This window comes from Streptomyces sp. NPDC021100 (genome assembly GCF_044333095.1).
In the GTDB taxonomy this organism is placed as follows: Bacteria; Actinomycetota; Actinomycetes; order Streptomycetales; family Streptomycetaceae; genus Streptomyces.
The window spans coordinates 18,155-44,037 of sequence record NZ_JBIRQH010000028.1; the positions used below are offsets into that span (position 1 = coordinate 18,155).

Here is a 25,883-nt window from a genome sequence, read left to right on the forward strand (position 1 = left end):
ACGGGCCCCCGCACGCCGCCGCGCGCGGGAGCCCTGTCACGAACCCCGGAGGGATCAGCCCTTGCGGGCCTTGATCTCGTCCGTCAGCTGCGGGACGACCTCGAAGAGGTCGCCGACGACGCCGTAGTCGACCAGCTCGAAGATCGGCGCCTCCTCGTCCTTGTTGATGGCGACGATCGTCTTCGAGGTCTGCATGCCGGCCCGGTGCTGGATGGCGCCGGAGATGCCCGCCGCGATGTAGAGCTGCGGGGAGACCGACTTGCCGGTCTGGCCGACCTGGTTGGTGTGCGGGTACCAGCCGGCGTCCACCGCGGCGCGGGAGGCGCCGACGGCGCCGCCGAGCGAGTCCGCCAGGGCCTCGATCAGCGGGAAGTTCTCGGCGCCGTTGACGCCGCGGCCGCCGGAGACCACGATCGCGGCCTCGGTCAGCTCGGGGCGGCCGGTCGACTCGCGCGGGGTGCGGGAGACGACCTTGGTGCCGGTGGCCAGCTCGCCGAAGGCGACGGAGAGCTGCTCGACCGTGCCCGCGGCCGGGGCGGCCTCGGGAGCGGCGGAGTTGGGCTTGACGGTGATGACCGGGGTGCCCTTGGTGACGCGGGACTTGGTGGAGTACGAGGCCGCGAAGACGGACTGCGTGGCCACCGGGCCCTCGTCGCCGGCCTCCAGGTCGACGGCGTCGGTGATGAGGCCGCCGCCGATGCGGAGCGCGAGGCGGGCCGCGATCTCCTTGCCCTCGGCGGAGGACGGGACGAGCACGGCGGCCGGGTTGACGGCCTCGTACGCGGCCTGGAGGGCGTCCACCTTGGGGACGACCAGGTAGTCGGCGAACTCGGCGGCGTCGGCGGTCAGCACCTTGACGGCGCCGTACTCGCCGAGTACCTTCGCGGCCTCGTCGGCGCCGGCGCCGAGGTGGACGGCGACGGGCTCGCCGATGCGGCGGGCGAGGGTGAGCAGTTCGAGGGTGGGCTTGCGGACGGCGCCGTCCACGTGGTCTACGTAGACGAGGACTTCAGCCATGGCGTTGCTCTCCTGCGGGAAGTGTGAGGGCGGTTGCGGGGTTCCGGGCTCAGACGAACTTCTGGCCCGCGAGGAACTCGGCGAGCTGCTTGCCGCCCTCGCCCTCGTCCTTGACGATCGTGCCGGCCGTGCGGGCCGGGCGCTCGGCGGCGCTGTCGACCTTGGTCCAGGCGCCGTCGAGGCCGACCTCGTCCGCCTCGATGCCCAGGTCGGACAGGTCCAGCGACTCCACCGGCTTCTTCTTCGCGGCCATGATGCCCTTGAAGGAGGGGTAACGCGCCTCGCCCGACTGGTCGGTGACGGAGACGACGGCCGGGAGGGCGGCCTCCAGCTGCTCGGTGGCGGCGTCGCCGTCGCGGCGGCCGGTCACCTTGCCGTCCTCGACCGCGACCTGGGAGAGCAGGGAGACCTGCGGGACGCCCAGGCGCTCGGCGAGGAGGGCCGGGAGGACGCCCATGCCGCCGTCGGTGGAGGCCATGCCGCAGACCACCAGGTCGTAGCCGACGTGCTCGACGGCCTTGGCGAGCACCAGCGAGGTGCCCATGACGTCGGTGCCGTGCAGGTCGTCGTCCTCGACGTGGACGGCCTTGTGCGCCCCCATGGACAGCGCCTTGCGCAGCGCGTCCTTGGCGTCCTCCGGGCCGACGGTGAGCACGGTGATCTCCGCGTCATCGGCCTCGTCGGCGATCTGCAGCGCCTGCTCGACCGCGTACTCGTCGAGCTCCGAGAGCAGGCCGTCCACGTCGTCGCGGTCGACGGTCAGGTCCTCGGCGAAGTGCCGGTCGCCGGTGGCGTCGGGCACGTACTTCACACAGACAACGATCCTCAAGCTCACGCCGGCTCTCCTACTGCATCGTCTCTTCAAAGCTGCCTTGGCAGGCAGCATAGGCGCCTCGGGGGGCGGACCCCGGGCGGGGCTGGTGATGCCCGCACCGGAATGTTACTCGTCAGTACATCGAGCGTATTACCCGAGCGCAAGGCCGTTGACCTGTGATGTGCCCAACGCGCGGGGCAGGGACGTCTCAGTCCCGCAAACCGTTGAAGCGTCCCTGGTGGTAGAGCAGGGGACGGCCCGTGCCGGCGGCCTCGCCCGTCACCGCCTCGGCGAGGACGAGGCAGTGGTCACCGGCGGGCACCCGGGCCACCACCCGGCACACCAGCCACGCCAGCACACCCTCCAACAGAGGCACCTCCTCCGGCCCGGCGCGCCACCGGGTGGGCGCGGCGAAGCGGTCGGCGCCGCTGCGGGCGAAGACGGCGGCCAGCTCCCGCTGGTGCTCGCCGAGTATGTGCACGCCGACGTACTCGGTCTCGGCCAGGACGGGCCAGCTGGACGAGCCGGTGCCGACGCCGAACGAGACGATCGGGGGCTCGGCGGCCACGGAGGTGAGGGACGTCGCGGTGAATCCGACGGGGCGGTCACCCTGTGCGGTGATCACGGCCACGCCGGCGGCGTGCCGGCGGAAGACCGAGCGCAGCAGCTCGGGGCCGGCGGCGCGGAGGGTGCTGAGGTCGGGCGAGACCGACATGGGCTGTCCCCTTCATGTCGAACAAGTCGAGCTGATCGAGCCGGAGTGGTGCGGTCGAGGACACTCACGGGCTCGGACAGCGCGCGCCGGCTGCCACCGGTACGTCCACGTACGTGTCTAACTGCGAGAGAAGTCCAGGCCACATGGCGTCACCTTGGCGAGGCGCGGCGAGCGGCGTCAAGGGCCGCCGGGCGGATGGGACTCGGATCACGATCATCGACGGGGGCGGCGCCGACGCGCGTCAGGTGGTCCCCCTGCGCGTCACGTGGTTTCCACGGCCGCCCCGATCGCCGCGATGACGTGCGCCCTGCGCGGTTCGCCCTCGGCGCGGCGCACGACGCGGCCGCCGGCGTCGAGGGCGAGAACGGTCGGCGTCGCGGTGATGTCCAGGGATCTGACGAGCCCGAGCCGCGCCTCGGCGTCGATCTCGACGTGGGCGACGCCCTCGACCATGTCCGCGACGTCGGCGAGGACCCGCCGGGTGGCCCGGCAGGGCTGGCAGAACGCGCTGGAGAACTGCACGAGGGTGGCCCGCTCGCCCAGCTCCGCGCCGAGCGCGGCGGCGTCCAGCCGCGGCGCGCCGGCCTCTCGCCCTTCTGTCTGGTGCCGCACTCTTTTCTCTCCTTGTCGCGCCGTGTGGCGCCTTGTCGAGCCGTGCCGCGCCTTGTCGCGCGGATCCGGCCGCCCGCGTCGTCCCGTTCGACGCCGTTATCCCGTTCGACGCCGTTGCCCCGCGGCGGCGTTCCGTCCCTCCGTCCAGCACCGCCCGTGGGGGAGGAATTCCCGCCGGAATCCCCGCCACCTCCCCACCCAATCCGGCATATCGGGCGACGTGATGAGGATCTCCCGGCCGAGAACCGCCCCCGACTGGCTTGCGGGCCGGACATTCGGGCACGATCTGCCGGAAGCCGCCACCCTACGGCTGCGTAACTTCAGCGGGAGCATCCTCCCCAGGCCCCCGAAGGACCGATATGGCAGAGCTCGTGTACCCCCCGGTGATCGGCGTCGCCCGCACCATGTTCAAGGCCGCCGACCTGCGCCTCGACGTCCAGGGCACCGAGCACGTGCCACAGCGCGGCGGGGCCGTGCTGGTGAGCAACCACATCGGCTACCTCGACTTCGTCTTCTGCGGCCTCGCCGCCCGCCCGGCGAAGCGGCTGGTGCGCTTCATGGCGAAGGAGTCGGTCTTCCGGCACAAGGTGTCGGGGCCGCTGATGCGGGCGATGAAGCACATCCCCGTCGACCGCTCGGCGGGCCTCGACGCGTACAAGCACGCCCTGTCGGCGCTGCGCTCGGGGGAGATCATCGGGGTGTTCCCTGAGGCGACGATCTCGCCCTCCTTCACCCTGAAGACCTTCAAGACCGGCGCGGCGCGGCTCGCGCAGGAAGCCGGGGTCCCGCTGCTGCCGATGGCCCTGTGGGGCACGCAGCGTCTGTGGACCAAGGGACGCAAGCGGAACCTGGGGCGCAGCCATATACCGGTGGCGATCCGGGTGGGGGCTCCCGTCGAGGCGGACCCGGACGAGCCGGCCGAGAAGGTCACCGAGCGGCTGCGGGCCCGGGTGCAGGAGCTGCTGGAGGCGGCGCAGCGGGCGTACCCGGTGCGGCCGAAGGGGCCGGACGACACGTGGTGGGTGCCCGCGCACCTGGGCGGGACGGCCCCGACGCCGGCACAGGTGGCGGCGCTGGAGGGCGTCTAAGGAGCGCGGGGCTCCGGGGGGCGCTGGAGGGCCGCCAGGGGCCCGGCAAGGCGCCGGGGCGCCCCTTGGGCGCCCCGCTCCCCCACGCACGCCACACAGCCCCGCTCCCCCACGTACACCACACACACCACACACACCGCCGCGCCCGAAACGAGGCGGGACAGGACCGCGAAAGGCCCCGCACTCTCCCGAGTGCGGGGCCTTTCGGCCGTTTCCCGGCGCCGGGTCAGCCCCGCGCCGTCTCCTCCTTGACGAGCTGGACGAACGCGTCCACGTCGTCCTCCGTGGTGTCGAAGGAGCACATCCAGCGGACGTCGCCCGCCGCCTCGTCCCAGAAGTAGAAGCGGTACCGCTTCTGCAGCCGCTCGCTCACCTCGCGCGGCAGGCGCGCGAAGACCGCGTTCGACTCGACGGGGTGCAGCACCTCGACGCCGTCGACGGCCCGGACACCCTCGGCGAGACGGGCGGCCATCGCGTTGGCGTGGGACGCGCTCCGCAGCCAGAGGTCGCCGGCCAGCAGCGCCTCAAACTGCACCGAGACGAAGCGCATCTTGGAGGCGAGCTGCATCGACAGCTTGCGCAGGTGCTTCATCGCCTTGACCGCGCCCGGGTTCAGCACGACGACGCACTCGCCGAACAGCAGCCCGTTCTTGGTGCCGCCGAAGGAGAGCAGGTCGACACCGGCGTCCGTGGTGAAGGCGCGCAGCGGAACGCCCAGCGTGGCCGCGGCGTTGGCGGCGCGCGAGCCGTCCAGGTGGACCTTCATGCCCCGCTCGTGGGCGTGGTCGCAGATCTCCCGGATCTCCTCGGGGGTGTAGCAGGTCCCGAGTTCGGTGGTCTGGGCGATCGAGACGACCTGCGGCTGCGCGCGGTGCTCGTCGTCCCAGCCCCACGCCTCGCGGTCGATGAGCTCGGGCGTGAGCTTGCCGTGCGGGGTGGGCACGGTGAGCAGCTTCAGCCCGCCGACGCGCTCGGGCGCGCCGCACTCGTCGACGTTGATGTGGGCCGAGGCGGCGCAGATCACCGCGCCCCACCGCTCCGTCACCGCCTGGAGGGCGACGACGTTGGCGCCCGTGCCGTTGAAGACGGGGAACGCCTCGGCGGTGGGCCCGAAGTGGGAGCGGAACACCTCCTGGAGGTGCTCGGTGTACTGGTCCTCCCCGTACGCGATCTGGTGGCCGCCGTTGGCGAGGGCGAGGGCCGCGAGGACCTCCGGGTGCGCGCCGGCGTAGTTGTCACTGGCGAAGCCGCGGACCCGGGGGTCGTGCCGGCGTATCGCGTCGGTCTCGCTCACGTGCGGGTCGCTCACGTGTGGGGAGTCAGCCACAGACGGGTTCCGTTCACTTCCGAGGTGGGCTTCTCCCAGACGCCGACGATGGCCTCGGCGAGGTCCTTGACGTCGGTGAAGCCCGCGAACTTGGCGTTGGGGCGCTCGGCGCGCATGGCGTCGTGCACCAGGGCCTTGATGATCACGATGGTGGCGGCGGCGGAGGGGCCACCGCCCTCCGCGGGGTCGCCGCCGGCCTTCCGGAAGGCGTCGCCCAGGGCCAGCGTCCACGCCTCGGCCGCCGACTTGGCGGCGGCGTACGCGGCGTTGCCCGCGGTGGGCTTGCTCGCGCCGGCCGCGCTGACCAGCACGTACCGGCCGTTGCCGCTGCGGTTGAGGGCGCCCTCGAAGGCCAGCGAGGTGTGCTGGACCGTACGGATGAGCAGCTTCTCCAGCAGCTCCCAGTCGGCGGGGTCGGTCTCGGCGAAGGTGGCCGAGCCACGCCAGCCGCCCACCAGGTGGACCAGGCCGTCGACGCGCCCGAACTCCTTCTCCGTGCGGTCGGCCCAGGCTCGGGTGGCGTCCAGGTCGAGCAGGTCGACGGTGTCGCCGATGACGGTGGCGCCGCCGTGGGCGTAGCGGGCCGCGTCCACCGCCTCGGCGAGGCGGGCCGCGTCCGCGTCGGCGGCGACGACCGTCGCCCCCGCCTCGGCCAGCCGCAGCAGGGCCGCGCGGCCGGCCGGGCCGGCCGCTCCCGCCACCGCCACGACGGCGCCGTCCAGCCGGCCGTCGCCGTTGGTCGGAGTGCTCATGGTCTTCGCCTCCTCGTTCCCCGCGCTGTTCTCGGTGTCCACCACGCTGTCTCCGGTGCTCACGCGGCCACCTTCGCCACGCTCGCCGCGGTGATCCCCTTGGTCGAGGCGATCACGGTACGCAGCTTCTTGGCAAGGGCCTCGTAGAACATGCTGAGCGGGAACTCGTCCGGAAGCACGTCGTCCACGAGCTTGCGCGGCGGCAGGCTGAGGTCCAGGGCGTCGGGGCCCTTGGCCCAGGTGGAGCCGGGGTGCGGGGCCAGGTACGTGGAGACGAGCTCGTAGGCGGCGAGCCAGTGGACGAGCTTGGGGCGGTCGATGCCGTCGCGGTACAGCTTCTCGATCTCGCCGCACAGCTGGTTCGTGACCCGCGGGGCGCGGTCCCAGTCGATGTGGAGGGTGTTGTCCGTCCAGCGTACGACGTCGTGCCGGTGCAGGTAGGCGAAGAGGAGCTGGCCGCCGAGGCCGTCGTAGTTGCGGACGCGCTCGCCGGTGACGGGGAAGCGGAACATCCGGTCGAAGAGCACGGCGTACTGCACGTCGCGGCCCTGGGCGTAGCCGTCGGCCTCCAGCTTCACGGCCTCCTTGAAGGCGGTGAGGTCGCAGCGCAGCTCCTCCAGGCCGTACATCCAGAACGGCTGCCGCTGCTTGATCATGAAGGGGTCGAACGGCAGGTCGCCGTGGCTGTGCGTCCGGTCGTGGACCATGTCCCAGAGGACGAACGCCTGCTGGCAGCGCTCCTGGTCGTCCAGCATGGCGGCGATGTCGTCCGGGAGCTCCAGGCCGAGGATGTCCACGGCCGCCTCGGTCACCCGGCGGAAGCGGGCGGCCTCGCGGTCGCAGAAGATGCCGCCCCAGGTGAAGCGGTCGGGGGCCTCGCGGACGGCGATGGTCTCCGGGAAGAGGACCGCGGAGTTCGTGTCATAGCCCGCCGTGAAGTCCTCGAAGGTGATGCCGAGGAAGAGGGGGTTGTCGTAGCGGGTGCGCTCCAGCTCGGACAGCCACTCGGGCCACACGAGGCGCAGGACGACGGCCTCCAGGTTGCGGTCCGGGTTGCCGTTCTGGGTGTACATGGGGAAGACGACCAGGTGCTGCCGGCCGTCGACGCGCCGCTCGGCGGGGCGGAAGGCGAGCAGCGAGTCCAGGAAGTCCGGCACGGCGAAGCCGGCGTCCGCCCATTTCCGCAGGTCGGAGACGAGGGCGGCGTGGTACTCGGCGTCGTGCGGAAGGAGCGGCGAGAGCTGCTCGACGGCGGCGACGACGCGCTCGACCTCGGCCCGTACGAGCTCGCCCGGCGGGGCGCCGTCGGCTTCCAGGTCGATCGAGCCGTCGGCGGACTGCCACGGCCTGATCGTCTCGACGGCGTCCTTGAGCTGTGACCAGGCGGGGTGCCCGGTGACGCTCTCCACGGACGCCTCGGACGATTCGTCGGCGGCTATCGCCCTTGACGCGAGAATTTCCGTCATGACAACCCCTTCCCTGGAGAACCTGGCGTTAAGACACCGTATCCATGCGTGGTTCTCCTCCTCAAGGGGTGCTGCTGCAAATTATCCTGCGGGCCCCGGGGGGCCGCCGACGTTTTTCCTGTCGGAGGCTGCCGAATGCGGGAGACCTCCGCGAGCCGCCGGATGCGGAGCGTCCGCGTCCGGCAGCCGTCCGTCACGGGAGGCGGGCTACGGCAGTTCCTTCACCAGCAGCTCGAACTCCAGGTCCGCGCGGCGCGGTATGCCGAAGCGCTCGTCGCCGTACGGGAAGGGGACCATCTTCCCGGTCCTCCGGTAGCCCCGCCGCTCGTACCAGGCGATCAGTTCCTCGCGCTGCCGGATCACCGTCATGTGCATCTCGCGGACGCCCCACTCGGTCCGCGCCACCCGCTCGGCCTCGGCGAGCATCACCCTGCCGAGCCCCGCGCCCTGGAGGCCGGGGCGGACCGCGAACATGCCGAAGTAGGCGTGCTCGCCGCGGTGTTCGATGTGGCAGCAGGCGGCGGGGGCCTCGGCCTGTCCGGGGTCCTCGGCCAGCAGCACCCGGCCGTCCTCGGCGGTCACCACGGCCGTGACGCCCTCCTCGTCGGTGCGCTGCCCGTCCAGGAGGTCCGCCTCCGTGGTCCAGCCCACGCGGCTGGCGTCCCCTCGGTAGGCGGACTCGATCAGGGGAACGAGCGCGGGGACGTCGGCCGCGGTCGCGGCGCGGATCACGGGCCGGTCCTGGCCGGGGCGGGCGGTCTCCATGGCTTCCATGGCGTTCCGGGGGTCCTCTCCTGTGTCCGGTGCGGTCGCTCCCGAGACTAACCGCAGGCCGGTGCGTACAGTCGGACGGCATGGTGCACGTACTGAGCGGCAGGGTGTTGCTGAGACCGACCGATCCCGAGCGCTCGCGGGCGTTCTACGGCGGGGCGCTGGGCCTCGCGGTCTACCGGGAGTTCGGCACGGGCGAGGAGCGCGGCACCGTCTACTTCCTGGGCGGCGGCTTCCTGGAACTCTCCGGACGCGCGGAGGCGCCGCCGGCCCCGGGGCTGGAACTGTGGCTCCAGGTCGCCGACGCGGCGGCGGCGCACGACGAACTGCGCGAGCGCGGGGTGCGGATCCTGCGGCCACCGGAGCGGATGCCCTGGGGGCTGATCGAGATGTGGATCGCCGACCCCGACGGGGTGCGCATCGCGGTGGTGGAGGTGCCGGAGGGGCATCCGCTGCGGTACCGGCCGGGCATCTGACGCGCGCCGCAACGGCGTTCGGGCCCTCCGGCCACCCAGCGAGGGGCGCGCCCGTACCACCGCGCCCCCGCCCTGCGCCCGTGCGCTCCCGTACGAACCCCTCGGCGCGGGCATTCTGCCCAGGGGAAGCGCACGTCGGGGACGTCCGAGGAGGTGGGGCGTGCACGGTCCACCGCTGGTCGGGTGGCTGCTGGTGGTCGTGGGCACCGCGGCGGGCGTGTACTGCCTGCACCGGGCCCGGTCCGGCGCGGCGGGGGAGCGCCGGGCCGCCCGGGGCGACGCGGTGATGGGGCTGGGCATGGCGGCCATGGCTGCCCCGGTGACGGTGCCGGCGGGCCGGCCCTGGGGGGCGGTGGCGTTCGCGGCGCTGTTCGCGGCGGCGGGAGTGCACGCGCTGGTGGCGGCCCGGCGCGGCGCCGACGCCCACCGACTGCACCATGCGGTAGGGGCGTTCGCGATGGTCTACATGGCGCTCGCCATGGCGGGGACACCGGCGGGTGGCCATGGCGGGGCGGGCGGAGCGGGCCACGGCGAAGGCCATCACCCGGCCGGGACACCGCTGTTGACGGGACTGCTGCTGGTCTACTTCGCGGTGTACGTGGTGCGGACGCTCGCCGCGATCGTCCCGGTACCGGCGGCGCGGGCGGCTCCGCCCGGCACGTCTCCGGGGATGACCGCGCCGCCGTTGCCGCGCGTCCGGCTGGAACTGACCGGCGCCTGCCGGGTTTCCATGGGGATAGGGATGCTGGCGATGCTGCTGACGATGTGAGGGACGCATGGGAGCCCTAGGCCGAGCCCTCGGCCAAAAGGCGTAGGTCCCGCCCCTGCACGCGGATGCGTAGGTCCACTACTGTCTGCCCCAGCACTGGACCCACAGGACTCCACGCCGCCGTGGACGAATCCGAGGGAAGGCCCACCCATGCTCGTCCCGCTCGCGCTGCTGGCCCTCGGCGCGCTGCTCGCCTCGCTCGCCCCCCGTTTCCTGGCCCGCGCGGACTGGCCCGACCGGGAGCCGGTGCTGGCCCTGTGGGTGTGGCAGTGCGTGGTGGCCGCCGTCCTGCTGTGCTGCGCGCTCGCCATGGCCCTGAGTGCCGCGGCGGCCTGGGAGGCCGTGCGCGGCAATGTGTTCGCCCCCGCGCCGAGCGGTGTGGTCGAGGCGTACGCCCTGGGCGGCTACGGCTCGTTGGCCGCGCCCCTGGCCGTCGTGCTCGCCTGCGGGGCGGTCTGGACGGCCGCCATGCTCACCCGCGAGATCCGCGGCGCCCGCGCCCGGCGCCGGCGGCGCCGGGCCGGCCTCCTCGTCCGCTCGCCGCGGCTGCCCGGCGAGGAGCCGGGCGGCGAGCGGCTGGTGCTGCTGGAGTCCGACCGGCCCGACGCGTGGCTGCTGCGCGGCGGTCCCGCCCCGCAGCTGGTCATCACCACCGGCGCGCTGCGCCGGCTCGACGACTCCCAGCTCGACGCGCTCCTCGCCCACGAGCAGGGCCACGTCCGGGCCCGCCACGACTGGCTGCTCCACTGCTCTTCCGCGCTCGCCAACGGCTTCCCCCAGGTGCCCGTCTTCGCCGCCTTCCGCGACCGGGTGCACCATTTGGTGGAACTGGCCGCGGACGATGTCGCGTCGCGCCGGTTCGGGCGTCTGACGACGGCGCTCGCGCTCGTCGAACTCAACGAGGACCGGGGGGTGTTCGACCCCTGCGCGGCCCGGACGTCCCAGCTGCCGGGCCGCGTGGACCGACTGCTCGCACCGGCCCCCCGGCTCACCCCGGCCCGCCGCCTCCGCCTGACCGCCACGGCGGCGCTGGTTCCGTTCGTGCCGGTGCTCGTGACGTTCGTGCCGGGGTTGCGGGCGCTCGGGTAGGCGCCTGCGGCGGAGCCGTGCCCCGGCCCCACCCCTTCACCGTTTCCCGGGGCTGCGCCCCAGACCCCGCTGTCGCGGCTCCGCCGCTCGTCCTCAAGCGCCGGACGGGCTGAATCGGTCCGTCCGGCGCTTGAGCGGCTCCCGGAGGGGCCGGTCACCATTCGATGAGAACGGCCCCGTCCCCGCCCCTCTTTCCCTTGGTCCCGCTCGTGCCGGAAGAGCCCGCCTCGCCGCTCTCGGTGTCCTGGTGGTGCTCTTTCCGACCGCTGCCGCCCTGTCCGCCGGCGCCGCCGTGACCTCCGTGTCCGCCGCTGCCGCCGCTGCCTCCGCTGCCGTAGCGCCGGCCGTGCGCTCCACCGGCACCGCCGCCCCCGGCCCCGTTCGAACCACCGGCGAACGCCGACCCTCCGTAACCACCGGGCTTGCCGTGACCGCCGAAGGCGCCCCGGCCGCCGGCCTTCCCACCGCTCCCGTCCGCGCCGTTCAGGACTTCGACGGGGAGCGCGGGCTTGCCCGAGGGGGTGTCGCAGACGAACCGGTCCTCCGCCCGGAACCGGCCGCCGGACCCTCCCGGCCCTCCGACCGTCTCGTTGCCGCCATCACCGGAGTAGCCGCCGCTGGTGTGGCCGTTGTAACCGCCCGAACCGTGCCGACCGGGCACACCGCCCTTGCCGGGCACACCGTCTACGCCTTCGGGTGCCTGGACGATCCGGGCGTCGCTCTTTCCGGCGGTCGCCACCCAGGACTGGGAGAGGTTCGCCCTACCGACCACAGCCGCTTGGCCGTCACCACCAGGGCCGCCGTCGCGCCCGTCGGTGCCGCCGCCGAAGGCGCTGCCTCCGCCCACACCCGCCTTCCCGCCGCCACCACCCTTTCCTTCGTGTCCGACGCTCCGGCCGAAACCCGGCCACACGACGAGGAATTGGCCGGCCCTCAGGCCGGTGGTGTGACACTTGATGAACCCGCCCGCGCTTCCGCCGCCTCCCCCACCGCCGCCACCACCCCCGGAGCCCGCTCCACCGCCGCCCCCACCGGACGTGGGGCCCGGGTTCCCGCCGCCGGCACCGCCGCCGCCCCCACCGCCCCCGGCGCCGCTGCCGCCCGCACCACCACCGCCCCAGAGCGACACCGTGACGGCCGTCACGCCCTTGGGCACCTTCCAGGACTGGATGTCCTTGAGTGAAGGCTTGTCGAACAACGCCCGGCCGTGCTGCGGAGCGGCCTGGGCGGGGGTGGCGGCCTGCCCGCCCAGGTGGCTCGCGGCGAGCAGGCTCGCGGCGAACAGAGTGCGGGCCACGGACCGGGCACGTCGGCCCCCTCCGCGTTCCCGATGCGGCAGTACGTTCATGGCGGTTCCTCTCGGGCCTGTCCAGGGGCCACGAGAGGTACCGGTGCGATGAACAGGCAGTCAAAACACCCGACCGGAGATCAGCACCTCACACCCGAACTCCCGCCCCCTGTCCGCACACCCGCCCGACAGCGGTCGACGCGGAGACCCGTCGTACCTCGCCGGAATCCGCCGCCCAGCACCGCAAACCCGCTCACCCGCGTGAACGCCGCCCACCAACGCTGACCGGACTTCGCCCGAACGACTGCCTGGTCATGGCCACCTTGACCGCGCGTCCGAGCCACCCCCGCTCCGGGAGGGGCTCAGCACACCGCCGTCAACTCCCCGATCCGCTCCGGGAAGTCCGGCTGCGGCAGCGGCAGATCGACCTCCTCGACGAACCCGAGCGCGTCCGGCACGTAAGCGATCACCGCCGTCGCCGCGGGCGAGAACCCCTCCCCCTCCCGCAACCCGTCCAGCATCTGCAGCGCCATGTTGAGATCGTTCCGGTCGATCTCCTCCGGAGTCTCCGGCATCAACGCCTCCAGCCCCGCCTGCCGGCGCCACAGCTCCGCCTCCCGCCGCTCGCCGAGCGCCATGTGGTGCAGGTACAGGCAGCACGCGGCGCCGGTGTCGTCGGCCCCGGCGCCGAACTGCCACCAGAAGCGGGCGCTGTCCTCGCGGTCGGCGAGCTGGAGGACGCACCCGAGGACGAGGGCGCCCTCGGGTTCGAGGAGGCGGTCGGCGAGGAGGGCGCCGAGCTTGTGGAGGTCGTGGGCGACGACGGTCTTGCAGAGGCTGCGCAACTGGCGGTAGAAGGCGCGGTGGGGCAGGTAGTTGCGCTGGGCGGCGCGGACGGCGGCGGTGCGCGCGGGCTCCATCTGGTCGTCGAAGTACAGGGCGCCGTGCCACATGCGCTCGGTGAGCCGGACGGCGAGCCGGGCCTCGGCACGGTCGACCTCCGCGCTCGGGTAGGGGCGCGGGTCGAGCCGGGCCTTGGCCAGCACGTGGTCGAGTGTTCCGGTCACCGGTGCTCCTCTTCTCTCTCCAGTCCGAGCGCGTCGTACAGGCGGTGGCGGGCGTGCCGGGCGGTGGAGCGCACCCCGCCCTCGGTGATGCCCATGATGTCGGCGGTCTCCCGGACGCTGTAGCCGAGGCAGTAGTGCAGGACGATGACGTCGTGCTGGCGCGCCGGCAGGGCGCAGATCGCCTTGTAGACGGACAGGCTCTGCTCCAGTTCGCCGATGGGGTCGACGGCGTGCCGCAGCGCGCTGGTCTCGAAGGCCGCGGTGTCGATGACGGTGGGACGGCGGCCGCGCGCCCGGGCGCAGTCGATCGTCCGGTGTCTGACCACGGCCCAGGCGTAGGCGTTGGGGTTCTCGGTTCTCAGGACCTCGGCCCAGGTGAAGTACAGGTCCTCGAAGGCCTGGTCGACGGCCTCCTCCGCGTCGTGGCGGTTGCCGAGGTAGAGCTCGGCCCAGTGCACGTAGGCGGCGCGGTAGAGCTGGTGGAACGCCCGGTAGTCGGCGGGCAGTCCGGTCACGGGAAACGTACTCGCTCGGGAGGGTGCCGTCACCTCTCGCCTCCCCGCCGCCCGCGGGGGCCGCGGCGCAGTTCGCTGATGCCGATGCGGACACCGGCGGCGGCGGCGCGGCGCAGCAGGGCGAGGGCGTCACTGCCGAAGACGCGTGCGAAGACCGCCGCGCTCAACAGGTCGGCCGTGTGATGTGGGTTCACGGAACTGGTGGTCCCTCCGGTCGTTTTGATCATGTACCGGGCCCGGCGGGCCGCTGCCGAGTCCGCCGTGCCGCACGGGGAGGCGTCGCGGTGGCGCGCTCTCTTCCCCTTCGCCGGTAATGGCGTTCCACAGGGGGGTTTCGTGCATCGGACCAACGTAAAGTCTTACGGAAGGTTTCACTCCGGTTACCCTCCGCCAGCTGTCGGAGGTGACAAAAAATCGAAAGCATGCGGGATTGGATCGTCCGGATGCCTCTCGGGAGGCGGCCGTCCTGAGTAGGGTGGGGTTCACGGCCGGTGAGCGTCCGACCACGCGCGGGTTCCGGATGCCGTCCGGCTCGGGCGAGTTGCGCGACTTCGGTGCGGTGCGGATCCGGTGCGGTGCGTCCCGGCGGGACGCGTCCCGATGATGCGACAGGGTGGCAGGTGAGCATGGTCGCTGGCTCGTTCGAAGGTCGGTACGTATGGCATCCGGCCGCCGACGACCACGAGTTGGCCCAGGCGTGCGTCGAGGTGCAGGCGGGCCGGTACCACAACGCCCACGCGGTCCTGCACGACGTCCGGGACGACTTCGCGACGCGGGCGCACCGGTCGCTCGTCCTCGCCTCCATGGCGGCCGACTCGGACTTCGCGGAGCGCTGGCTGGCCGAGGAACCCGGCCCGGACGCCGCCCTGTTGTGGGCCCGGGTGGCGATGTTACGGGCGTTGCGGATGGCCGACATCCGGGACCGCAGGACCGCGTCCCTGCTCCGGATCGCCGAGGCGGCCTGCGACCAGGCCGCGCAGATGGCGCCCAAGGACCCCACCCCCTGGGTGGCCCGGCTGGCGCTGGCCCGCACCGGGCGGGTCCGCGACCCCGCTCCCCCGGGGATGCTCACCGCGCCGTCCGGCCCGTGGTCGCTGTTCTCCCGGGCCCTGACGCTGGACCCGTGGAACCGGGAGGCGCACCACCGCTTCCTCTCCTTCTACTTCGCCCGGCACGGCGGCTCGGCGAGCGCCCGCTGGGACGTGGCCGAGTTCCTGGCCAACCGCGCCCCCGCCAACTCCCCCCTGCGGCTGCTGCCGTTGGTGACGCTGGTGGAGGACTACGACCCGCGCGTCGACCCGTTCGCGGACCGTGCCTGGGGCCAGCGCCGCTGGCGGACGCTCGCGCTGGAGGTCTACGCGCGGTGGCTCCCCGAGGTGCCCGGGTACCGGTTCACCCCCGTCCTCGACCTCGCCTACCTTGCGCACGCGCTCTCCATGGCGGGCTGCCTCGACGAGGCCCGCACGGTCTTCACCACCATGGGCCCCTACGCGTCCCGCATGCCGTGGAGCGTCTTCGGCAGCCCGGAGGAACAGCTCAGCAAGGCCCGCCGGCGGTGCGGACTGCCGGCGCCCGGCTCGCCCTGACGGCCGCCGGGCCGCACCACGTGCACCACGGCGAGTACCCGCACCACCCGCGCCACCGGACGTCGCGTGAGCCGCCCGGCGTCCTGCCCCGTCCACCCGTCCCCTCGCAGAAAGCCGCTGTCCGTGTCGGAGTCCTTCTCACCCGCTCACGCCCGAGCCCACCGGCAGGCCGCCCACGTCGCGATGGACGACGACGCGACGCTGCACGCCATGGGTTACCCGCGCAAACTCACGCGCAGATTCCGGGCGTTCGACAATTTCGCCATCTCCTTCACCATCATCAACATCCTCTCCGGGATCTTCTCCTCCTTCGGCTTCGGGATGAACGCCGGCGGGCCCCGGATCCTGGTCTTCGGCTGGATCGGCGTCTCGGTCATGGTGCTGTTCGTCGGCGCCTCGATGGCCGAGATCGCCTCCGCCTACCCGACCAGCGGCGCGCTCTACTTCTCCGCGGGCAAGCTCGCCAAGCGGCACAAGGGCGCCTGGTCCTGGTACACGGGCTGGCTCAACTTCATCGGGCAGGTCGGCGGCACCGCCGCCACCGACTTCGCCGCCGCCACCTTCATCCAGTCGTTCGTCGCCCTGCAATGGCCGTCGTACGAGCCGACGGCCCAGCAGACCGTCGGCATCACCGCCGTCATCCTGCTGATCCAGGCGCTGGCCAACACCTACACCGTGCGGCTGGTCGCCATCGTCAACCGGATCTCCGTGTGGTGGCTGCTGATCGGCCTGGTGGTCATCGTCACCTGCCTGATCACCGTGCCCTCCGAGCACCAGTCGGCCTCGTTCGCCACCCACTTCGTCAACAACACCGGCTTTTCCAACGCGGTCTACGCCGGAATGCTGGGCCTGCTGGTGACCAGTTGGACGTTCACCGGCTTCGACGGCAGCTTCCACATGTCCGAGGAGACCGTCCGGGCCACGGTGAACGCGCCCCGCGGCATCATCCGGGCCATCGCCTGCTCCGCCCTCACCGGCCTCGTCCTGGTGCTCGCCCTGGTGTACGCCGTCCGCGACTACGCCTCCGAGGCCGCCGCCTCCGCCCCGCCGGTGCAGATCCTCATCGACGCGCTCGGGCTGACCACGGCCAAGCTGCTCCTGCTGCTCGTCATCGGCGCCATGCTCTTCTGCGGGCTCGCCAACATGACCAGCAACACCCGGCAGATCTTCGCGTTCTCGCGCGACGGCGCGATGCCCGGCTCCCGGCTGTGGCACTCCGTCTCGGACCGCACCCGCACGCCCGTCAAGGCCGTGTGGCTGGCGGCGGCCTGCGCCCTGGTGCTCGTCATCCCCGGCTGGTGGTCGCACGTCGCGTTCACGGCCGTCGTCAGCGTCAACGTCGTGGGCCTCTTCCTCGCCTACGGTGTGCCCATCTTCCTGCGGCTGCGGCTGAAGGACTTCGAGCCCGGCCCGTGGCACCTCGGCCGGTTCGGACGGCCGGTGGCCTTCGTCGCCGTCGCCTGGATCGTGATCAGTAACCTGCTCTTCATGCTGCCGCAGGCGTCCCCGATCACCGCCGAGTCCTTCAACTACGCGCCGATCGCGCTGGGCGTGGTCCTGCTGATCGCCACGGTGTGGTGGTTCGCGTCCGCGCGGCGGCGCTTCAAGGGGCCGGTCAGCTACGGCAGTCCGGACGAGGTGGCGGCGATGGACCTCATCTGACGCCCGCACCACCCGACGTACACACCGGAAGGAACTCCAGCACCATGCACCCCATCGACGCAGCCGAACTCACCGTCACCACCGCCTCGGCCGAGGACTGGCGGCAGGTCGTGGCGTGGGCCACCGAGGAGGGGTGGAACCCCGGACACGGCGACGCCGACCGCTTCCTCCCCACCGACCCCGAGGGCTTCTTCACCGGCCGGCTCGACGGACGGATCGTCACCGCCATATCGGTCGTCAACCACGGTCCGGACTACGCCTTCCTGGGTTTCTACCTGGTGGCCCCGGAACAGCGCGGCCGCGGCCTCGGCCTGGCCACCTGGCGCGCGGCCTTCCCGCACGCGGGCACCCGGACGGTCGGCCTCGACGCGGTTCCCGAGCAGGAGGAGACGTACAAGCGCTCCGGGTTCGTCCCCGCCTACCGCACGCTCCGCTGGACCGGCCGCCCGGCCAGGAGCGGCACCACGGCGGCCGGCGTCCACCCCGTCACCCCGGACCGCCTCGACGCCGTCGCCGCCTACGACCGGGGCTTCTTCCCCGTCGAGCGCCGCGCCTTCCTCGCCCGCTGGCTCGACGGCCCCGGCCGCGCCGCCCGGGTGCTGCTGCGCGACGGGCGCGTCACCGGCTACGGCCTGATCCGCCCCTCCCAGGACGGCCACCGCGTCGGCCCCCTCTTCGCCGACACCCGCGAGGACGCCGAGGCCCTCTTCGACGCCCTCACCGCGCACCTCGGCCCCGACGAGGAGGTCTGTCTCGACATGCCCGAACCGAACACGGCGGCCACCGCGCTCGCCGAGGACCGCGGCCTGACCACGGACTGGCACTCCATCCGGATGTACGCGGGCCCGGTCCCGGGGACCCCGGCGGAGCGGGCGTTCGCGGTGACCAGCCTGGAGCTGGGGTAGGGCGCACCCGAGGGACGGGGAAGGAACGAACCGGCCGGCCCTCCGCGAGGAGGACCGGCCGGCCGACACCCCGGGATCAGTACCCGCGCTCGGCGGTGACGTCGACGGTGTGCGCCTTGCCTTTGACCTTCAGCATCACCCGAATCCGATGGCCCGTGTAGTAGCTGCCCACGGCGTAGTAGGGCTTCCAGTCGCACGGCCGGAATCGGCTGGTGGCGATCCTCTTGTTGAGGGTCATGTCCCTGATCTCGACCTGGGCCTTGCCGCCGTCGCCGTTGTTCCAGCACTGCAACTTGACCCGGGCCGTGTTGGCGGGTCGCGGCATGGTGTAGTTCTGCGACTGCCACTGCTTGCCGTGCGAGTTGAGGTAGGCGGCCGAGACCTTCGCCGGACCCCAGACGTGCACCCAAGTGGTCTTGAGTGCCGCGTCCCCGCCGGCGCCGGGCGGGCGCGGCCATGGACGGGGTCGCGGCGAGGACGCCGCCGAGGACGGCGGTCGCGGCCGTCAGGACGACGCGCTTGCGTACGTGGGTCATTCGGGTTCCTTCCCCCGTGGTGCGGGACGGCGGCGCGGAGGGAACCCGCGCCGCCCGTTGACACCACCGACTCTGGCGGCCGGCCCCGCCGCCCCGCCAGGGACTGCTGGGAAAGCGGGTGTTCATGGGACGCCCCAGCCCGTGACCTGCGCTGTCGCCGTGTCCCATGAGGCGGAAGTGGGACGGCGAAGTACACGCCGACGAGCCGCACTAACGTTCCGTCAATGGAATGGACGAGTCTTGCCGGTACGGCGCTGGGCGCGGTCATCGCGACCGCCTCGGGCGCCCTGTTGGAACGCCGGCGCTGGCGGCGCGAGCGCGGGGAGCGCGACGTGGCGGTACGGCGCGCGCTGTACGCCGAGTACCTGGCGGGGCTGGCGGAGGCACGGTCCGCCGGGGCCGTCCTGGCGCGGAACACGGCCATGGACCCGGCGGACCGGTTCACCACCGCCCGGGAGGCGTTCGCGCCCTGCATCCGGCTGCGGTACCAGATGGCCATCACCGCCCCGGCCGACGTCGTCCGGGCGTCCGACGAGGCGTTCCGCCGCCTCCGCGACTTCCGGGACAGCGTCATCGAGGGCGCGGGCGAGACCGACTCGGCCTACGTGGACAGCAAAGTGGCCTATAACGAGGCGTTGTCGGCGCTGCAGGAGCTGATGCGGCAGGATCTCGTCGACGAAGGTCCCGGCCCACGCCGGTGAGACGCCCGCCGCCGCGAGCCGAGAGAGGTCACCCATGACAACCGCCCCCGCCGGCGAATCCGCTCTCTGGACCACGGCCCGCCGGTCCGCCGCCGCTCTGGACGCCGCCAACGGCACGGGTGCCCACGAGACCGCGCTGCGGCTGCTCAAGCTCGGCGAGGAGGTGGGCGAGGTGGTTCAGGCGTACCTCGGCATGACGGGCCAGAACCCGCGCAAGGGCGTCACCCACGACCGGTCGGACGTCGCCGCGGAACTCTGCGACGTCATCATCACCGCCGCCACCGCCCTGCACCTCTTCACCGACGACCCGGCCGGCGCACTGGAGGAGCACGCGCGGCGGGTGGGGCGGCGGGTGGCGGAGTGGCCGGGTGCGGCGATGGGTGATCATTAGGGCGATCGGCCACACCGTGTGGTCCGGAGCAGGGGGGCTCGCCGCATGGGAATCGGTGACTGGGGAATCTGGCAGTCGCCCGCCGGCGGGGCCCTCGGGTGCGCGTCGGTCGCGGTCCTGACGGTCGGGCCGCTGGTGGCCGTCGCGGCGCTGACGATCTCCCACTACGAGACGCCGCAGGAGCAGGACACCGCGCTCACCGCGGACAGCAGTCTGATCGGGCTGTGCGAGCTTCCGCCGAAGTACTTCCCGAAGACCACCGGCCGGCCGGCCGTCGACCCCACGTCCGTCTGGCTCTACCACAGCCAGAACGGAGGGAATCCCGGACGGGACCGCATCGACATGAGTTCCCGCCCCGACGGCCCGCGGCTCGGCTGGAAGCAGCGGGACGCCCGGCGCGTCCGGTTCGTCGGCTGCACCGGAGTGGACAAGGACAGCCACTACGACACCGGGCTGACCTGCTCCTACGGGGGTCGCACCGTTCCCCTGCGGTCCGGCCCCTACCTGTTGGACCTCCGTGCGGTCCGCGACGGGCACCTCGTGGCCTCCGGAAAGATCACCCCGGCCCGGCCGCACTGCCCCACCGAAGACGCCTTCCACGCCTACGGCGCCCCGGACGAGGCGTACGCCACCCCGACGCCCGAGGAGTACCAGACCGTCTTCGAGCGGCTGGCCAAGGGCGGGGACTGAACGGCCGTCACCCGGGTTCCGCGCGGAACGGCACGCACCCCTTCGCCGGCGTCCCGCCGTGCGCGCCGAGGAAGGCGAGCACGTCGCAGAACGACCGCCCCAGCACGTCGTCGTGGCCGGCGCCCGCGTACATCCGCTCGGTGACCGAAGGCGATCCGAGCGCACGGAGGTTCCGGGCGACCTGAGCCGTCCAGGCGGCGGGCACGTCCTGGTCGGCACCGCCCTGGACGATCAGGACGGGGGCGTGGACGGCCGCCCGGTCGGGGTTGCCGTAGGCGGCCATCTTGCCGCCGACGACCGCCAGTTGGGCGCGGTCGAGCGGCAGCGCCTGCTCGGTGGTGGTCCGGGCGAGAGCGGGGTGCGGAGCGGTCAGGCACTCCTCGAAGACCTGGCGCGCGGTCCGGGTGGCGGACGGGCCGAGCAGCCGGGCCAGGTCGACGCCGGGATCGGTCGCGCCCAGTCCGGCCAGCGAGTAGAGGGCGAACGCCAGGCTGCCGGGCTGGTGGGCGGCGATGATGCCGGGCAGCATCGCGTCGAGATGGCTCGCCGGGGCGACGGCGACCGCGCCCCCGAACCGGGTCCCGGGCGCCCGTCCGGCCGCGCGGGCGGCGAAGAGGGCGGCCTGCCCTCCCTGGGAGTGCCCGACGGCGAACCACGTCGGCGCGAGGTCCGGGAGCAGCCGGTGCGCCGCGGTGACGCTGTCGACGACCGCGTTGCCCTCGTCCGGCCCGACCAGGTAGGTGTGCGGGCCGGGCGTGCCGAGCCCCGGGTAGTCCGTGGCCACCACCGCGTAACCGGCGCGCAGGAAGGCGCCCGCCTCCTGGGCGTAGACGTTGAACCCGAGGTTCGCCGCCTGCGACGGCGCGCACGCGTCCGCGATGCCGGTGGTGCCGTGCGCCCAGGCGAGGACGGGCCGGCCGCCCGGCGGCGGGGCGCCCCGGGGGACGAGGAGGGTGCTGCTCACGGCGATGTCCTTGCCGTGGGCGTCGGCGGAGTGGTGGACGACGGTCCAGCGCTCCGCCGCCCCGGTCCGGGGGTCCGGGCCGTGCCGGGTGGCGGCGACCGGGGTGCCGGGCGGGGCCGGGGGCAGGGGCTGCGGCACCCGGTAGGTGTGCCCGTCCAGCCGGACCTCGGCCGGCGACTCCCCGGCGCCAGCGGCCCCGGCCGGAGCGGAGCCGTCCGCCGAGCAGGCCGCCGCGGCGAGGGCGAGGGCGGCCACCGCCGCCAGTGGCCGGGCCGGCCGTCGCCGCCGCGTGCGGCCGCCGCGATCGGATATGTCCCCGGGGCTGGTCGTCCTCACGGCGTGCGTTCCCTCCACCTGGGCGATGGCACCGGCCCCAGCGTCCCATCCGCCCCGACGGCCCGCAGGAGGCGTGGCCCGGACGGGTGACGGGGGCAGGGGGAGGGCCCGCCGAATCCAGCCCGTTGGGGGCGCCCCCTCTGGGGGAGCTTGAGGACGAGCGGCGAAGCCGCGAAAACGGGGTCCGGGGGCGCAGCCCCCAGGAAACTGGGGGCACCTCCCAGCGGTGGCTGGGGGAGAAAGGGCGGGACCGGGGCACAACCACCACCCGGGCCCGGGCTGACGCAAGACCAGCGCCACGGCCGAGTCCAAGACTCACCCGACGCCCGGGCGGACCCGACGCGGGACCGACGCGGAAGCCGAGCCGGCACGGACCGGAACCGGGCCGGGCATCGGATCCACGACCGAGCCCGCATCGGGTCAGAGGCCGCGCCCGAGGGTTCCGGTCCCCCCGAGCCGCCTGGCAGGCTGCCGCCATGACCGTGACGGGTGTGCTCTTCGACTTCTCCGGAACCCTCTTCCGCATCGAGTCCCCCACCGCCTGGCTGCGCCACGCCGCCGCCCGCCACGGCCCGCCCCTGGACGACGGTGAACTCACCCGCCTCGCCGCCGCCCTGGCCGCGGCCGGTGCCCAGCCCGGTGGCCCGCCGCCGGTGACCGTTCCGCCGCACCTCACGGACGCGTGGGCGCACCGCGACCGCTCCGCCGCCGAACACCGCGCCGCCTACCTGGGGCTGGCGCGCGAAGTCGCCCTCCCGGACGAGGGGTTGTACGAGGCGCTGTACGCGCGCCACATGGAACCCGACGCGTGGCTGCCGTACCCCGACGCGCCCGGCGCCCTCGCTTCACTGCGGGAGCGCGGCATACCGGTCGCCGTCGTGAGCAACATCGGCTGGGACCCACGGCCGGTGTTCCGCGCGCACGGCCTGCACGCGTACGTGGACGCGTTCGTGCTCTCGTACGCGCACGGCGTGCAGAAGCCGGACGCCCGCCTCTTCCGCACCGCCTGCCGGGCGATCGGGCGGCGGCCCGAGGACGTCCTGATGGTCGGCGACAGCGCGGCGGCCGACGGCGGCGCGGCGGCGATCGGCTGCGCGGTGCGGCTCGTCGAGCACCGGCCGGCCGCGGAACGCCCGGACGCCCTGCGCCGCGCGCTGGACGGGGCCGTGGCCTGACGTCCGTGGGCCGGGCCCTGGCCTGACCTCGGAGCCGCCCCGGAAGACGCGGATCAGGTCGCCTCCCGCTCCTCCCGGCGCGCCCACGACCGCAGCGCCGCCCGGTCCGCGAACCGGGCGACGTTGCGGTCGATCCCGCCGGACGTGCCGTACTGGTGGAACGTCCAGGGGAACTGGACTCCGGGCCGGCCCGCGGCGTGGTCGGGGTCGGCGATCCACAGCCCGTCGCCGGCGCGGCTGGTGGTGTCCCGGTGGAACCAGAAGTCCCGGTTGCAGTAGAGGACGACCCGGTGCTCCGGCGCCCGCGCGCCCACCCGGGCGAGCCAGCGGTCCTTGTCCGCGCAGGAGACGCCGGCCTCCTCCCAGTCGAGGGCGAGGACGTCCCCCGCTCTCAGCGCGATCTTGCCCAGGAACCGGTCCGCCTGCGCGGACATCGATCCGGGTGTGACGTAGTGGTAGTACCCCACCACCAGCCCGGCCGCCCGGGCCCGGTCCCGCTGCGCCACCCACTTGGGGTTGGTGTAGGACATGCCTTCGGTGACCTTGACGAAGGCGAAGTCCTGGCCGGCGACGGGGTAGTTCTCGCTCTGGTAGCTGCTGACGTCGACACCGTGGATCATGACGGGCTCCTAGCGTGACACGTACACGTCACCTGAGTGCCCCGTCGGCCGCCCTGTCAACAGCACGGATCGGCCACGAACCGGTACCGGTTGGGACGGCCCGCCTCGGACAGCGCCGTCCGCCCCAGGCGGGACCGTCCCCCTCAGGCGGCGGCGCCGAACCACCGGAGCAGGTGTTCCCGCAGTTCCCGCTGATCGTCGCCGGCCCAGGTGACATGCCCGTCCGGACGCAGCAGGACCGCCGGCGCGTCCAACTCCTCGCCGGCGTCGACGACGTGGTCGACGCGGTCCGCCCAGCCCTCCGCCGAGAGGAGGCCGGTCTGGTCGAGGAGGAGGCCGCGGCCGCCGCGCATCAGCTCGTAGAGGCGGCCGTTCTCCTTCAGGGGGATGTCGCGCAGCCGGCGGCCGAGCAGATCGTGTCCCTCGCCGAAGTCGTAGCGGACCCCGACCGCGGTGATCATCGCGGTCATGTGCCGGTTGACCTCTTCGAAGTCCATCAGTTCGGCGAAGAGTTCGCGCAGGGCGACGGCGCCCGGGCTGGTCCCGAGCAGGGTGATCTGCGCGCGGGTGTTGGCCACGACACGGGCGCCCACCGGGTGCCGTTCGGCGTGGTAGGTGTCCAGCAGGCCCTCGGGCGCCCAGCCGGCGACCTCGGCGGCCAGCTTCCAGCCGAGGTTGAACGCGTCCTGCACACCGAGGTTGAGGCCCTGGCCGCCGGTCGGCGGGTGGATGTGCGCGGCGTCGCCGGCGAGCAGCACGCGGCCGGCCCGGTAGCGCTCGGCCTGCCGGGTGGCGTCGCCGAAGCGGGAGAGCCAGCGCGGCGAGTGCACGCCGAAGTCGGTGCCCGCGACCTCCCGCAGCCGCTCCTTGAACTCCTCCAGCGTCGTCGGCTTGTTCCGCTCCTCCGACACGCTCGCGGCGGGCACGATGACGCGGAACGTGCCGTCCCCGTTGGGGATCGTCCCGAACCGCAGCTGCGTCTTCCGGACCTCCGCGACGACGGCGGCGACCTCCTCGGGGTCGTCGGCAATCTCCATGTCGCCCAGCATCGTCTCGACGGTAGCGGGCTCGCCGGGGAAGCCGATGCCGGCCAGCTTGCGCACGGTGCTCCGGCCGCCGTCGCAGCCGACGAGATAGCGGGAGCGCAGCCGCGCACCGTCGGCCAGTTCGACGGTCACCCCGTCCTCGTCCTGGTCGAGTCCGACGACCTCGCTGCCGCGCCGGATCTCGGTGCCGAGCTCCCGCGCGTGCTCCTCCAGCAGCCGCTCGGTGACCGGCTGCAGGGTGGAGAGGCCGTACGGGTGGCCCGTGTCCAGGCCCTTGGGCCACGGCTTGGCGATGCCGCCGAAGAGGCCGCCGACCTGGAACTTCTCACTGACCGCCAGGAACCGGTCCAGCAGCCCGCGCTGGTCCATCAGCTCGACGCTGCGCGTGTGCAGGCCTCGCCCCCGGGTCTCCTTGGTCGGCTCGGCCAGCCGCTCCAGCACGACCACGTCCACACCGTGCAGCCGCAGCTCGCCGGCCAGCATCAGACCGGTCGGACCGCCGCCGACCACGATTACGTCGAACATCCCCACGCCCACTTCCACGAGATCACTGTGCACCCGGCCACGGAAGGACGTGATTCCGCCGTTTCCGCAGCTCTTCGGGCTTCGGCTGGAGATTCTGCGCTATGACCGGGGCCTTGCCGCAAGGCCCCCTGTGCGCTATATGTTGAACATGGCGAGGAGAGGACTCCTCGCCTTCGTCGTTCCGCGGGCTGTCACGACGCGGCGACGGGCCGCCTCAGGTGGCGGCTCACATCGCCGGCCAGGCGGATACAGACCCGGCGCTCCGCGAAGCGCCACGGCCCGTCGTGGCGCGCGAAGCGGTCGCGGTACCGGCCGGCGGCGACGGGCTGCAACGGCAGGCCGGGCAGCGCCTGCAGGGCGGTGACGTACGAGCGCGCGACCGCCCGCTCGTCGACCTCGACGGCGATGTCGGTGACGGCGTGCTGGGTGCGCGGTGTTCCGTCGGCGTGGACGATCACCGTGTCCCGGAACATCCTCTCGATCGCTTCCCGGCCGCCGACCGGCTCACCGCTGCCCAGGAAGACCGCGTCGGCGGTACCGGATCGGAGGGCGCGGTGGACGTGGCTCCCCTCCGGTGGACAGCGGGGCGACTCGTAGCCTGCCCCACCCGGTGGAGGCGAACGCGCGGCGGGCGAACGGGCGGGCTATCCAGCGGGCGTCTCCTCGGGGAGGCTGGCAACCGTGCACGCCGAGGCGCCGCCGTCAGCGAAGGAGAGTCACCGTGACCCGCACGCCCGCAGTCGCACGCGGCGCCGCCGCCTGGCGCCGGTCCAGTCACAGCGATCCCGGCCGGGGCGAGTGCGTCGAGGCGTCCGACCGTTTCGCCGACAGGGTGCTCATCCGGGACAGCAAGAACCCGGGCCGGGCGATCCTGATCTTCCCTCTCGCCTGCTGGCGCGCCTTCACCGCGGCCCTGTCCCGGCCCGAACGCCTGCGGGACATCGGGGAGTTCCCGTGGACGGAGGACGACTGACGCCCGC

General features: G+C 73.2%; 28 protein-coding genes and 1 pseudogene. 12 read left to right on the forward strand and 17 right to left on the reverse strand.

Annotation, left to right across the window (positions count from 1 at the left end; all coding sequences use genetic code 11):
* Nucleotides 1-54: 54 nt before the first annotated feature.
* The 4 genes from ACH4PU_RS33005 to ACH4PU_RS33020 all read right to left on the reverse strand — a co-directional run bounded on the left by ACH4PU_RS33005 (nucleotide 55) and on the right by ACH4PU_RS33020 (nucleotide 3,158).
* Entirely contained in the window at nucleotides 55-1,017 is a 963-nt protein-coding gene (locus tag ACH4PU_RS33005; protein WP_398280577.1) for an electron transfer flavoprotein subunit alpha/FixB family protein, read from the reverse strand.
* Nucleotides 1,018-1,066: 49 nt separating this feature from the next.
* Nucleotides 1,067-1,852, reverse strand: a complete 786-nt coding sequence (locus tag ACH4PU_RS33010; protein WP_004938466.1) for an electron transfer flavoprotein subunit beta/FixA family protein — start codon at nucleotides 1,850-1,852, stop codon at nucleotides 1,067-1,069.
* 187 nt (nucleotides 1,853-2,039) lie between these two features.
* On the reverse strand, nucleotides 2,040-2,546 hold the full coding sequence (locus tag ACH4PU_RS33015) for a flavin reductase family protein (RefSeq protein ID WP_398280581.1): 507 nt from the start codon (nucleotides 2,544-2,546) through the stop codon (nucleotides 2,040-2,042).
* A 261-nt stretch (nucleotides 2,547-2,807) separates the two neighbouring features.
* Nucleotides 2,808-3,158 carry a TlpA family protein disulfide reductase gene (locus tag ACH4PU_RS33020; protein ID WP_398280584.1) on the reverse strand — a complete coding sequence of 117 codons (351 nt, stop codon included), beginning with the start codon at nucleotides 3,156-3,158 and terminating at the stop codon, nucleotides 2,808-2,810.
* A 359-nt stretch (nucleotides 3,159-3,517) separates the two neighbouring features.
* Here ACH4PU_RS33020 and ACH4PU_RS33025 point away from each other — a divergent pair, with 359 nt between their 5' ends.
* The gene (locus ACH4PU_RS33025) at nucleotides 3,518-4,246 is read left to right on the forward strand and encodes a lysophospholipid acyltransferase family protein (RefSeq protein WP_398280587.1); all 729 of its coding nucleotides are present in this window, start codon (nucleotides 3,518-3,520) and stop codon (nucleotides 4,244-4,246) included.
* Between the two features lie 226 nt (nucleotides 4,247-4,472).
* On the opposite strand, the gene ACH4PU_RS33030 is transcribed toward ACH4PU_RS33025, so the two are convergent.
* The 4 genes from ACH4PU_RS33030 to ACH4PU_RS33045 all read right to left on the reverse strand — a co-directional run bounded on the left by ACH4PU_RS33030 (nucleotide 4,473) and on the right by ACH4PU_RS33045 (nucleotide 8,565).
* Entirely contained in the window at nucleotides 4,473-5,540 is a 1,068-nt protein-coding gene (locus tag ACH4PU_RS33030) for a threonine aldolase family protein (protein ID WP_398280590.1), read from the reverse strand.
* 11 nt (nucleotides 5,541-5,551) lie between these two features.
* Nucleotides 5,552-6,325 (reverse strand): SDR family NAD(P)-dependent oxidoreductase, encoded by a 774-nt coding sequence (locus ACH4PU_RS33035; protein ID WP_398280769.1) that lies wholly within the window; start codon nucleotides 6,323-6,325, stop codon nucleotides 5,552-5,554.
* A gap of 59 nt (nucleotides 6,326-6,384) precedes the next feature.
* Entirely contained in the window at nucleotides 6,385-7,791 is a 1,407-nt protein-coding gene (locus ACH4PU_RS33040; protein WP_398280593.1) for a DUF6421 family protein, read from the reverse strand.
* 207 nt (nucleotides 7,792-7,998) lie between these two features.
* Nucleotides 7,999-8,565, reverse strand: a complete 567-nt coding sequence (locus ACH4PU_RS33045) for a GNAT family N-acetyltransferase (protein WP_398280596.1) — start codon at nucleotides 8,563-8,565, stop codon at nucleotides 7,999-8,001.
* Between the two features lie 80 nt (nucleotides 8,566-8,645).
* On the opposite strand from ACH4PU_RS33045, the gene ACH4PU_RS33050 reads away from it, so the two are divergent.
* The 3 genes from ACH4PU_RS33050 to ACH4PU_RS33060 all read left to right on the forward strand — a co-directional run bounded on the left by ACH4PU_RS33050 (nucleotide 8,646) and on the right by ACH4PU_RS33060 (nucleotide 10,896).
* Nucleotides 8,646-9,038 carry a VOC family protein gene (locus ACH4PU_RS33050; protein WP_398280599.1) on the forward strand — a complete coding sequence of 131 codons (393 nt, stop codon included), beginning with the start codon at nucleotides 8,646-8,648 and terminating at the stop codon, nucleotides 9,036-9,038.
* A gap of 160 nt (nucleotides 9,039-9,198) precedes the next feature.
* Nucleotides 9,199-9,807 (forward strand): DUF5134 domain-containing protein, encoded by a 609-nt coding sequence (locus tag ACH4PU_RS33055; protein ID WP_398280602.1) that lies wholly within the window; start codon nucleotides 9,199-9,201, stop codon nucleotides 9,805-9,807.
* A 150-nt stretch (nucleotides 9,808-9,957) separates the two neighbouring features.
* The gene (locus tag ACH4PU_RS33060; RefSeq protein WP_398280605.1) at nucleotides 9,958-10,896 is read left to right on the forward strand and encodes a M56 family metallopeptidase; all 939 of its coding nucleotides are present in this window, start codon (nucleotides 9,958-9,960) and stop codon (nucleotides 10,894-10,896) included.
* A 154-nt stretch (nucleotides 10,897-11,050) separates the two neighbouring features.
* Here ACH4PU_RS33060 and ACH4PU_RS33065 read toward each other — a convergent pair whose 3' ends face one another.
* The 4 genes from ACH4PU_RS33065 to ACH4PU_RS33080 all read right to left on the reverse strand — a co-directional run bounded on the left by ACH4PU_RS33065 (nucleotide 11,051) and on the right by ACH4PU_RS33080 (nucleotide 13,960).
* Nucleotides 11,051-12,193 carry a hypothetical protein gene (locus ACH4PU_RS33065; RefSeq protein ID WP_398280608.1) on the reverse strand — a complete coding sequence of 381 codons (1,143 nt, stop codon included), beginning with the start codon at nucleotides 12,191-12,193 and terminating at the stop codon, nucleotides 11,051-11,053.
* A 353-nt stretch (nucleotides 12,194-12,546) separates the two neighbouring features.
* Complete coding sequence (locus tag ACH4PU_RS33070; protein WP_398280610.1) at nucleotides 12,547-13,251, reverse strand: hypothetical protein; 705 nt, start codon at nucleotides 13,249-13,251, stop codon at nucleotides 12,547-12,549.
* Nucleotides 13,248-13,766, reverse strand: a complete 519-nt coding sequence (locus ACH4PU_RS33075) for an RNA polymerase sigma factor (protein WP_398280613.1) — start codon at nucleotides 13,764-13,766, stop codon at nucleotides 13,248-13,250. The genes ACH4PU_RS33070 and ACH4PU_RS33075 overlap by 4 nt, the downstream gene beginning before the upstream one ends.
* Nucleotides 13,767-13,795: 29 nt before the next feature.
* The gene (locus ACH4PU_RS33080) at nucleotides 13,796-13,960 is read right to left on the reverse strand and encodes a hypothetical protein (RefSeq protein ID WP_004938510.1); all 165 of its coding nucleotides are present in this window, start codon (nucleotides 13,958-13,960) and stop codon (nucleotides 13,796-13,798) included.
* Between the two features lie 432 nt (nucleotides 13,961-14,392).
* Between ACH4PU_RS33080 and ACH4PU_RS33085 the strand changes: the two genes are divergently transcribed.
* The 3 genes from ACH4PU_RS33085 to ACH4PU_RS33095 all read left to right on the forward strand — a co-directional run bounded on the left by ACH4PU_RS33085 (nucleotide 14,393) and on the right by ACH4PU_RS33095 (nucleotide 17,919).
* Nucleotides 14,393-15,352 carry a hypothetical protein gene (locus tag ACH4PU_RS33085; RefSeq protein ID WP_398280772.1) on the forward strand — a complete coding sequence of 320 codons (960 nt, stop codon included), beginning with the start codon at nucleotides 14,393-14,395 and terminating at the stop codon, nucleotides 15,350-15,352.
* 210 nt (nucleotides 15,353-15,562) lie between these two features.
* The gene (locus ACH4PU_RS33090; RefSeq protein ID WP_185941044.1) at nucleotides 15,563-17,014 is read left to right on the forward strand and encodes an amino acid permease; all 1,452 of its coding nucleotides are present in this window, start codon (nucleotides 15,563-15,565) and stop codon (nucleotides 17,012-17,014) included.
* Between the two features lie 44 nt (nucleotides 17,015-17,058).
* Nucleotides 17,059-17,919, forward strand: coding sequence for a GNAT family N-acetyltransferase (locus ACH4PU_RS33095; RefSeq protein ID WP_398280616.1), 861 nt, complete (start codon nucleotides 17,059-17,061; stop codon nucleotides 17,917-17,919).
* A gap of 76 nt (nucleotides 17,920-17,995) precedes the next feature.
* Here the strand turns inward: ACH4PU_RS33095 and ACH4PU_RS33100 are convergent, their stop codons facing one another.
* A complete protein-coding gene (locus ACH4PU_RS33100; RefSeq protein WP_398280619.1) occupies nucleotides 17,996-18,325 on the reverse strand; it encodes a hypothetical protein in 330 nt (109 codons plus the stop codon).
* Between the two features lie 354 nt (nucleotides 18,326-18,679).
* Here ACH4PU_RS33100 and ACH4PU_RS33105 point away from each other — a divergent pair, with 354 nt between their 5' ends.
* The 3 genes from ACH4PU_RS33105 to ACH4PU_RS33115 are packed head-to-tail and all read left to right on the forward strand — an operon-like array spanning nucleotide 18,680 to nucleotide 20,237.
* On the forward strand, nucleotides 18,680-19,156 hold the full coding sequence (locus ACH4PU_RS33105) for a hypothetical protein (RefSeq protein WP_398280622.1): 477 nt from the start codon (nucleotides 18,680-18,682) through the stop codon (nucleotides 19,154-19,156).
* A 34-nt stretch (nucleotides 19,157-19,190) separates the two neighbouring features.
* Nucleotides 19,191-19,547 (forward strand): MazG-like family protein, encoded by a 357-nt coding sequence (locus ACH4PU_RS33110; RefSeq protein WP_398280625.1) that lies wholly within the window; start codon nucleotides 19,191-19,193, stop codon nucleotides 19,545-19,547.
* 45 nt (nucleotides 19,548-19,592) lie between these two features.
* Entirely contained in the window at nucleotides 19,593-20,237 is a 645-nt protein-coding gene (locus tag ACH4PU_RS33115; RefSeq protein ID WP_398280628.1) for a hypothetical protein, read from the forward strand.
* 7 nt (nucleotides 20,238-20,244) lie between these two features.
* Here ACH4PU_RS33115 and ACH4PU_RS33120 read toward each other — a convergent pair whose 3' ends face one another.
* On the reverse strand, nucleotides 20,245-21,537 hold the full coding sequence (locus tag ACH4PU_RS33120; RefSeq protein WP_398280631.1) for an alpha/beta hydrolase family protein: 1,293 nt from the start codon (nucleotides 21,535-21,537) through the stop codon (nucleotides 20,245-20,247).
* A gap of 476 nt (nucleotides 21,538-22,013) precedes the next feature.
* Here ACH4PU_RS33120 and ACH4PU_RS33125 point away from each other — a divergent pair, with 476 nt between their 5' ends.
* Nucleotides 22,014-22,712, forward strand: coding sequence for an HAD family hydrolase (locus ACH4PU_RS33125; protein ID WP_398280634.1), 699 nt, complete (start codon nucleotides 22,014-22,016; stop codon nucleotides 22,710-22,712).
* A gap of 53 nt (nucleotides 22,713-22,765) precedes the next feature.
* Here the strand turns inward: ACH4PU_RS33125 and ACH4PU_RS33130 are convergent, their stop codons facing one another.
* From ACH4PU_RS33130 to ACH4PU_RS33140, 3 genes and pseudogenes are all read right to left on the reverse strand, one after another.
* Nucleotides 22,766-23,332, reverse strand: coding sequence for a glycoside hydrolase family 25 protein (locus ACH4PU_RS33130; RefSeq protein WP_398280637.1), 567 nt, complete (start codon nucleotides 23,330-23,332; stop codon nucleotides 22,766-22,768).
* Between the two features lie 143 nt (nucleotides 23,333-23,475).
* On the reverse strand, nucleotides 23,476-24,903 hold the full coding sequence (gene rox / locus ACH4PU_RS33135; protein ID WP_398280775.1) for a rifampin monooxygenase: 1,428 nt from the start codon (nucleotides 24,901-24,903) through the stop codon (nucleotides 23,476-23,478).
* Nucleotides 24,904-25,094: 191 nt separating this feature from the next.
* A pseudogene (locus ACH4PU_RS33140) lies at nucleotides 25,095-25,427 on the reverse strand (nuclear transport factor 2 family protein); the annotation flags it as partial.
* A 197-nt stretch (nucleotides 25,428-25,624) separates the two neighbouring features.
* On the opposite strand from ACH4PU_RS33140, the gene ACH4PU_RS33145 reads away from it, so the two are divergent.
* A complete protein-coding gene (locus ACH4PU_RS33145) occupies nucleotides 25,625-25,876 on the forward strand; it encodes a DUF397 domain-containing protein (protein ID WP_398280640.1) in 252 nt (83 codons plus the stop codon).
* Nucleotides 25,877-25,883 lie beyond the last annotated feature (7 nt).

Coding starts and splice junctions, on each gene's coding strand:
- ACH4PU_RS33005 (WP_398280577.1), bottom strand. CDS start 1,017: ATGGCTGAAGTCCTCGTCTACGTAGACCACGTGGACGGCGCCGTCCGC.
- ACH4PU_RS33115 (WP_398280628.1), top strand. CDS start 19,593: ATGGGAATCGGTGACTGGGGAATCTGGCAGTCGCCCGCCGGCGGGGCC.
- ACH4PU_RS33090 (WP_185941044.1), top strand. CDS start 15,563: ATGGGTTACCCGCGCAAACTCACGCGCAGATTCCGGGCGTTCGACAAT.
- ACH4PU_RS33015 (WP_398280581.1), bottom strand. CDS start 2,546: ATGTCGGTCTCGCCCGACCTCAGCACCCTCCGCGCCGCCGGCCCCGAG.
- ACH4PU_RS33110 (WP_398280625.1), top strand. CDS start 19,191: ATGACAACCGCCCCCGCCGGCGAATCCGCTCTCTGGACCACGGCCCGC.
- ACH4PU_RS33035 (WP_398280769.1), bottom strand. CDS start 6,325: ATGAGCACTCCGACCAACGGCGACGGCCGGCTGGACGGCGCCGTCGTG.
- rox (WP_398280775.1), bottom strand. CDS start 24,903: ATGTTCGACGTAATCGTGGTCGGCGGCGGTCCGACCGGTCTGATGCTG.
- ACH4PU_RS33105 (WP_398280622.1), top strand. CDS start 18,680: ATGGAATGGACGAGTCTTGCCGGTACGGCGCTGGGCGCGGTCATCGCG.
- ACH4PU_RS33060 (WP_398280605.1), top strand. CDS start 9,958: ATGCTCGTCCCGCTCGCGCTGCTGGCCCTCGGCGCGCTGCTCGCCTCG.
- ACH4PU_RS33045 (WP_398280596.1), bottom strand. CDS start 8,565: ATGGAAGCCATGGAGACCGCCCGCCCCGGCCAGGACCGGCCCGTGATC.
- ACH4PU_RS33125 (WP_398280634.1), top strand. CDS start 22,014: ATGACCGTGACGGGTGTGCTCTTCGACTTCTCCGGAACCCTCTTCCGC.
- ACH4PU_RS33025 (WP_398280587.1), top strand. CDS start 3,518: ATGGCAGAGCTCGTGTACCCCCCGGTGATCGGCGTCGCCCGCACCATG.
- ACH4PU_RS33130 (WP_398280637.1), bottom strand. CDS start 23,332: ATGATCCACGGTGTCGACGTCAGCAGCTACCAGAGCGAGAACTACCCC.
- ACH4PU_RS33050 (WP_398280599.1), top strand. CDS start 8,646: ATGGTGCACGTACTGAGCGGCAGGGTGTTGCTGAGACCGACCGATCCC.
- ACH4PU_RS33095 (WP_398280616.1), top strand. CDS start 17,059: ATGCACCCCATCGACGCAGCCGAACTCACCGTCACCACCGCCTCGGCC.
- ACH4PU_RS33085 (WP_398280772.1), top strand. CDS start 14,393: ATGGTCGCTGGCTCGTTCGAAGGTCGGTACGTATGGCATCCGGCCGCC.
- ACH4PU_RS33040 (WP_398280593.1), bottom strand. CDS start 7,791: ATGACGGAAATTCTCGCGTCAAGGGCGATAGCCGCCGACGAATCGTCC.